General features: G+C 60.9%; 6 protein-coding genes and 2 pseudogenes. 3 read left to right on the top strand and 5 right to left on the bottom strand.

What is annotated here, in order from left to right:
• Positions 1–309 (bottom strand): annotated as a pseudogene (locus tag HP546_RS24070) (ornithine carbamoyltransferase); the annotation flags it as partial.
• Positions 310–683: 374 nt separating this feature from the next.
• Here HP546_RS24070 and HP546_RS24065 point away from each other — a divergent pair.
• Together HP546_RS24065 and grxD are read left to right on the top strand one after the other, a co-directional pair.
• Entirely contained in the window at positions 684–2,792 is a 2,109-nt protein-coding gene (locus HP546_RS24065) for a molybdopterin-dependent oxidoreductase (protein WP_172230426.1), read from the top strand.
• A gap of 91 nt (positions 2,793–2,883) precedes the next feature.
• A complete protein-coding gene (gene grxD, locus HP546_RS24060; protein WP_012313029.1) occupies positions 2,884–3,219 on the top strand; it encodes a Grx4 family monothiol glutaredoxin in 336 nt (111 codons plus the stop codon).
• Positions 3,220–3,276: 57 nt separating this feature from the next.
• Here grxD and bfr read toward each other — a convergent pair whose 3' ends face one another.
• Both bfr and HP546_RS24050 read right to left on the bottom strand, forming a co-directional pair.
• The gene (bfr, locus tag HP546_RS24055; protein ID WP_172230423.1) at positions 3,277–3,750 is read right to left on the bottom strand and encodes a bacterioferritin; all 474 of its coding nucleotides are present in this window, start codon (positions 3,748–3,750) and stop codon (positions 3,277–3,279) included.
• A gap of 201 nt (positions 3,751–3,951) precedes the next feature.
• Positions 3,952–4,170 (bottom strand): bacterioferritin-associated ferredoxin, encoded by a 219-nt coding sequence (locus tag HP546_RS24050; protein ID WP_003254947.1) that lies wholly within the window; start codon positions 4,168–4,170, stop codon positions 3,952–3,954.
• Positions 4,171–4,394: 224 nt separating this feature from the next.
• On the opposite strand from HP546_RS24050, the gene HP546_RS24045 reads away from it, so the two are divergent.
• Entirely contained in the window at positions 4,395–4,997 is a 603-nt protein-coding gene (locus tag HP546_RS24045; protein WP_012273884.1) for a peroxiredoxin, read from the top strand.
• A gap of 97 nt (positions 4,998–5,094) precedes the next feature.
• Here HP546_RS24045 and rnt read toward each other — a convergent pair whose 3' ends face one another.
• Positions 5,095–5,706, bottom strand: coding sequence for a ribonuclease T (gene rnt / locus HP546_RS24040; protein WP_372242459.1), 612 nt, complete (start codon positions 5,704–5,706; stop codon positions 5,095–5,097).
• Between the two features lie 59 nt (positions 5,707–5,765).
• Positions 5,766–6,357 (bottom strand): annotated as a pseudogene (locus HP546_RS24035) (dihydroorotase); the annotation flags it as partial.

Genomic DNA, 6,357 nt, shown 5'->3' with positions numbered 1-6,357 from the left:
GATCATTACCACGTCAAGCATGCTCGACAGCACGATGGCGCTGTCGCTGATCGGCTCGCCCCGGCCCAGCTGGGTGTCGCGCGGGGACAGGAAAATCGCCTGGCCGCCGAGCTGGATCATGCCGGCTTCGAACGACACCCGGGTACGGGTCGAGGATTTCTCGAAGATCATGCCCAGCACGCGGCTTTTCAGCGGCTCGAACAGCACGCCTCGTTTGCGCAGGTCCTTCAGCTCGATGCCGCGGCGGATCACCCCGAGCAATTCGTCGGTGGTGAAGTCCAGCAGGGAGAGAAAGTGCCTAGCGCTCATGATTGACTACCTTATCTGCAACGGTATGCAGGTCGACCGTATGGTTTTTTTTGACAACGGGAGTGACCTGCGGCGTAAGCCGCACGGGGCGGACGAAATAGGGAAAGGCGCAATACTATAATTAAATGTCGCCTGAAACCAAGAGGGGAAACAGCTGCCGATCGCTAAGGATGTTGCAAAGGGTGTCTCGACCCGCAGGGCGGTGCTGTTTTTTATTTGCTACAGACGGTTGTACACGGCTTGCTGGCAATTTGGCAAATGGCTGTCGCGAATCGTGCGCCTGATGACGCTGGATTCACGCGGCGAAGCGCGCTGGCGGGGGGGAGGGGCCGGGCGCATAGTCATTGCTCGACACCAACAAGGCAGAGACGGCCATGACCAAGACCCTGCATCACCGTGCCTGTCACCTGTGCGAAGCGATTTGCGGGTTAAACATAGAAGTCAGCCACGAGGACGACGGGCGGGCGCTGATTACCTCGATCAAGGGCGATCCCCTGGATCCGTTCAGCCGTGGCCATGTCTGCCCCAAGGCCGTGGCCCTGCAGGATATCCAGAACGACCCCGACCGCCTGCGCCAGCCGCACAAACGCGTGGGCAAGGGCTGGCAAGCCATTGGCTGGGATGAAGCCTTTACCCTGGCGGCCGACAGACTGTGGGCAGTCCAGCAAGCCCACGGGCGCAATGCCGTGGCGGTCTATCAGGGCAATCCGAGCGTGCACAACTACGGCTTGATGACGCACAGCAACTATTTCCTCGGCCTGCTGAAAACCCGCAACCGTTTCTCTGCCACTTCGGTGGACCAGTTACCGCAGCACCTCGTCAGCCACCTGATGTACGGCCATGGCCTGCTGCTGCCGGTCCCCGATATCGACCACACCGACTTCATGCTGATCCTCGGCGCCAACCCACTGGCTTCCAATGGCAGCATCATGACCGTGCCAGACGTGGAAAAGCGCCTGAAGGCCCTGCGGGCACGTGGCGGGCGCCTGGTGGTGATCGACCCGCGGCGTAGCGAAACGGCTGCGATGGCGGACACTCACCTGTTCATGCGCCCAGGCGGGGATGCTGCCCTGCTCGGCGGCGTGCTCAACACCCTCTTTGCCGAAGGCCTGACGCGGGGCTCGCATTTGCCCATCAACGGGCTGCAGCAGGTGCGCGAAGCGCTTGCGCCGTTCACTGCAGAGGCCATGAGCGCGCATTGTGGCATCGCGCCAGCGCAGATTCGGCAACTGGCACGCGACTTCGCCGCTGCTGAGCGGGCGGTGTGCTACGGCCGCATGGGTGTCTCCACCCAGGCCTTCGGTACCCTCTGCCACTGGCTGGTGCAACTGATCAACCTGGTGACCGGCAACCTCGACCGCGAAGGCGGTGCGTTGTGCACGGAGCCTGCCGTCGACCTGGTGGCGAGCACTTCCGGTGGCCACTTCAACGCTTGGCAGAGCCGGGTTTCGTGCTTGCCGGAGTATGCCGGCGAACTGCCCGTGGCGGCCTTGGCCGAGGAAATGCTGACCCCCGGCGACGGGCAGGTGCGTGCCTTGGTAACGGTGGCCGGCAACCCTGTGCTGTCCACGCCCAACGGTCGCCAGCTGGATGCCGCGCTCGAAGGCCTCGACTTCATGCTGAGCATCGATCTGTACATCAACGAGACCACGCGTCACGCCGACCTGATACTGCCGTCCACTTCGGCACTGGAGAACGACCACTACGACACTACCTTCAACCTGCTGGCCGTGCGCAACGTGACGCGTTTCAACCGGGCAATCCTGCCCAGGCCGCAAGGCGCGCTGCACGACTGGGAGATATTTGTCGGTCTTGCACAGGCATTCGCCAAGCGTGCCGAGCGGGAGTTGAAACCGACCTTGGCGCCAGCACAGATGATCGACGTGGCCCTGCGCAAGGGGCGTTATGGCGAGGCCACGCCATGGCAGCTTTCGCTCATGACACTGGACAATCACCCGCATGGCCTCGACCTTGGACCGTTGCGTGCCAACCTCGCGGCGCGCCTGGCGACGGTCGGCAAGGCTGTCGAAGCGGCGCCGCAGGTACTGCTGGACGACCTGCAGCGGCTGGCGCAACAGCCGCCCCCGGTACCGGGCGAATTGCTGCTCATCGGACGTCGCCACGTGCGCAGCAACAACTCGTGGATGCACAATTTCCAGCGCCTGGTCAAAGGCAAGCCACGCCATCAGTTGTTGATGCACCCGCAAGACTTGCAGCAGCGCCAGTTGCAGGATGGCCAGCGGGTACGCATCCGCTCGCGCACCGGCACCCTTGAAGTGGAGGTGCAGGCCTGCGCGGATATCATGCCCGGCGTGGTCAGCCTGCCCCATGGCTTCGGCCATGCACGCAAGGGCGTGCAGTTGCAGGTAGCCCGGGCCCAGCCGGGGGTGAGTGCCAACGACCTCACCGATGAGCGCCTGCGCGATCAGGTTTCCGGCAATGCTGCACTCAATGGCGTGCCCGTGCAGGTGGAGGCCGCGTGAGGAACGGTAAGGCCGAGCATGCTGCCTGGCTTTCCGATACAATGCGTCACCGTGCCGACGACGACGTCGGAAAGTTCAGCCGAGGTGCTACATGGATATCATCGAAACGATCAAAGAGCAGATTGCCAACAACACCATTCTGCTCTACATGAAAGGCTCGCCGAATGCCCCGCAGTGCGGGTTCTCGGCAAAGGCATCGCAAGCTGTGATGGGTTGTGGCGAAAAGTTCGCCTACGTCGACATCCTGCAGAACCCGGAAATCCGCGCAAACCTGCCAAAATATGCCAACTGGCCGACCTTCCCGCAGCTGTGGGTAGCCGGTGAGCTGGTTGGCGGCAGCGACATCATGCTGGAGATGTTCGAGAACGGCGAGCTGCAGACCCTGATCAAGGACGCCGCTGCGAAGGCGAAGGCCTCCGAAGCCTGATCTGCCTGCAGACATGAAAAAACCCGCACTTGGCGGGTTTTTTTATGCGGGAAGCTTTTACTCTTCGCCCATCTGCGATTGCAGGTAGTTCTCGATGCTGATCTTGTCGATCAGACCCAGCTGGGTCTCCAGCCAGTCGATGTGTTCTTCCTCGGACTCGAGGATGTCTTCGAGCATGTCACGCGAACCGAAGTCGCCAGCCGTTTCGCAATGGGCGATGGCTGCCTTGAGGTCGGCCAGGCCTTTCTTTTCGAGTTTAAGGTCGCACTCGAGCATTTCCTTGGTGTGCTCGCCGATCAGCAGCTTGCCCAGGTCCTGAACGTTGGGGATGCCTTCGAGGAAAAGAATACGCTTGATCAGTTTGTCAGCGTGCTTCATCTCGTCGATGGATTCCTTGTACTCGTGCTTGCCGAGTTTGTTCAGGCCCCAATCTTCGTACATGCGAGCGTGCAGGAAGTACTGGTTGATCGCGACCAGCTCGTTTCCGAGGATCTTGTTGAGATGCTGGATGACGCTTACGTCGCCTTTCATTACGGGTTCCTGCCCTGTAGAAGTGTGCCAATACAGGGAAGTTTGAGCCCGATAGTTAGTAGTGTCAAACCTAAGTTGTTGAATAATAAATGAAAATTAATAGGAATAAGAATGTTTGTGAACCGCGTTGGGACGCTAACTTATTGAATTACAGGCATAAAAAAACCGGACACGAGGTCCGGTTCTTCAAATTCGGGGTAATCAGGCCGCAGTGAATTCCACCGGGTAGGGCAGGGCTGCCTGGCTGACCTGGAGCTCGGTCAGGGTCTCGCGGACCACTTGCTTGGCCACGCAGGCGCATTTGCCACACTGGCTGGCGACGTTGGTCGCGGCTCGCACTTCCTTGTAACTGCAGCATCCTTCATAGATCGCATCGCGGATCTGTCCGTCGGTAACGCCGACACAAAGACACACATACATAAGGGCTGACCATCGCTGGTTGAGTCGATGGGGTGGAGCTTAATGTTAATGAGAATGCTTGTCAAAGGACTTTCTGAAAGGGCCGTGCTTGAGCGACCGATGGTTGACTGCCTGATGGATTCGGCCTGTCATCAGAAGCCGTGTATGATGGTCGGCCTTTGTTGGATGTCGGGCAAGCCCGTCTGGCCCGGCAAACGGTTTTTCACCCTCATCAGGAGATTACAATGAGCGTACTCGTTGGTAAGAAAGCCCCCGATTTCACCGTGCCAGCCGTGCTGGGCAATGGCGAGATCGTCGACAGCTTCAACCTGGCTTCGGCCATCAAGGGCAAGTACGGCCTGGTGTTCTTCTACCCGCTGGACTTCACCTTCGTCTGCCCGTCCGAGCTGATCGCCCTGGACAACCGCATCCCTGACTTCCAGGCCCGCAACGTGGAAGTGATCGGCGTGTCGATCGACTCGCACTTCACCCACAACGCCTGGCGTAACACCCCGGTCAACAACGGCGGCATCGGCCAGGTGAAGTACACCCTGGCTGCCGACATGACCCACGAGATCTGCAAAGCCTACGACGTCGAGTCCGAAGGCGGCGTTGCCTTCCGTGGCGCGTTCCTGATCGACACCAACGGTGTTGTCCGCTCGCAGATCATCAACGACCTGCCACTGGGCCGTAACATGGACGAACTGCTGCGCCTGGTCGACGCCCTGCAATTCCACGAAGAGCACGGCGAAGTCTGCCCTGCCAACTGGAAAAAAGGCGACAAAGGCATGAACGCTTCGCCAGAAGGCGTTGCTGCCTACCTGAGCGAGAACGCCGGCAAGCTGTAATTGCTGCGTGCATGAAAAAACCGGCCCATGTGGCCGGTTTTTTTGTGCCTTTCTGTGCCGGCCTCTTCGCGGGCATGCCCGCGAATGGTTTGGCAACTCAGTCGTTGAAGTCGCGCCAGCCGCCCATTTCTTTCCAGCGGTTGACGATGCCGCAGAACAACTCGGCCGTCTTCTCGGTGTCGTACCGCGCCGAGTGCGCTTCACGCCCGTCGAAGTCGATGTCGGCGCTCTGGCAGGCCCGTGCCAGCACGGTCTGGCCGTAGGCCAGACCCGCCAGGGTGGCGGTGTCGAAGCTGGAGAACGGGTGGAACGGGTTGCGCTTCAGGTCAAGGCGCGCCACTGCTGCATTGAGGAAGCCCAGGTCGAAGCTGCTGTTGTGGCCGACCAGGATCGCCCGCTTGCAGCCATTGGCCTTGAGTGCCTTGCGTATGCCGCGGAAGATGTCGGTCAACGCGGTTTCCTCGCTGACGGCCATGCGCAGCGGGTGGTCCAGCTTGATCCCGGTGAATTCCAGTGCGGCCTGTTCGATGTTGGCCCCTTCGAACGGTTCAACCCGGTGGAAGTAGGTGTGCTCGGGGAACAGGAAACCCTTGTCGTCCATGCCGATGGTGACTGCGGCAATCTCCAGCAGGGCATCGGTGGCGCTGTTGAAGCCGCCGGTTTCCACATCCACCACAACCGGCAGGTAGCCGCGGAAGCGCTCGGCCATCGGGTGACGCGAACCGCTGTTGCCCTGGGTGTCCTGGTCGTCTTCGTAGAGGTCTTCGCTCACGCGTTTTCCTCCAGCAGGCGCCAGCGCAGCTTTTCGCCAGCGCGCAACGGGATCACCGTCTGCTCGCCAAACGGCAGGCTGTCCGGCGCGGTCCATTCTTCACGAACCAGCGTGATGCTGTCGGTGTTCGCCGGCAGGCCATAGAAGGCCGGGCCGTGCAGGCTGGCAAAGCCTTCCAGCTTGTCCAGAGCGTTACGCTGTTCGAATGCTTCGGCGTACATCTCGATGGCCGCATAGGCGGTGTAGCAACCGGCGCAACCGCAGGCGGCTTCCTTGGCGTGACGGGCATGGGGTGCCGAGTCGGTGCCGAGGAAGAACTTCGGGTTGCCGCTGGTGGCCGCGTCCAGCAGCGCCACCTGGTGGGTGTTGCGCTTGAGGATCGGCAGGCAGTAGAAGTGCGGGCGAATGCCGCCAACCAGCATGTGGTTGCGGTTGTACAACAGGTGCTGCGCGGTGATGGTCGCGCCAACGTTGGCCGGGGCCTCGGTGACGAACTGCGCGGCATCGCTGGTGGTGATGTGCTCGAATACCACTTTCAGCGTCGGGAATCGCTCGACTACGCGGCGCATGTGTTCGTCGATGAAGCGT

The sequence above is a fragment of the Pseudomonas sp. CM25 genome, assembly GCF_013179705.1.
Lineage (GTDB): Bacteria > Pseudomonadota > Gammaproteobacteria > Pseudomonadales > Pseudomonadaceae > Aquipseudomonas.
Note: the sequence above shows the minus strand (reverse complement) of the source record. Positions and strands in the feature narration are given on the sequence as shown.

Bases quoted from the DNA above. Each gene is read 5' to 3' on its own strand.
- HP546_RS24065 (WP_172230426.1), top strand. From the start codon at position 684: ATGACCAAGACCCTGCATCACCGTGCCTGTCACCTGTGCGAAGCGATT.
- grxD (WP_012313029.1), top strand. From the start codon at position 2,884: ATGGATATCATCGAAACGATCAAAGAGCAGATTGCCAACAACACCATT.
- bfr (WP_172230423.1), bottom strand. From the start codon at position 3,750: ATGAAAGGCGACGTAAGCGTCATCCAGCATCTCAACAAGATCCTCGGA.
- HP546_RS24050 (WP_003254947.1), bottom strand. From the start codon at position 4,170: ATGTATGTGTGTCTTTGTGTCGGCGTTACCGACGGACAGATCCGCGAT.
- HP546_RS24045 (WP_012273884.1), top strand. From the start codon at position 4,395: ATGAGCGTACTCGTTGGTAAGAAAGCCCCCGATTTCACCGTGCCAGCC.
- rnt (WP_372242459.1), bottom strand. From the start codon at position 5,706: ATGGCCGAGCGCTTCCGCGGCTACCTGCCGGTTGTGGTGGATGTGGAA.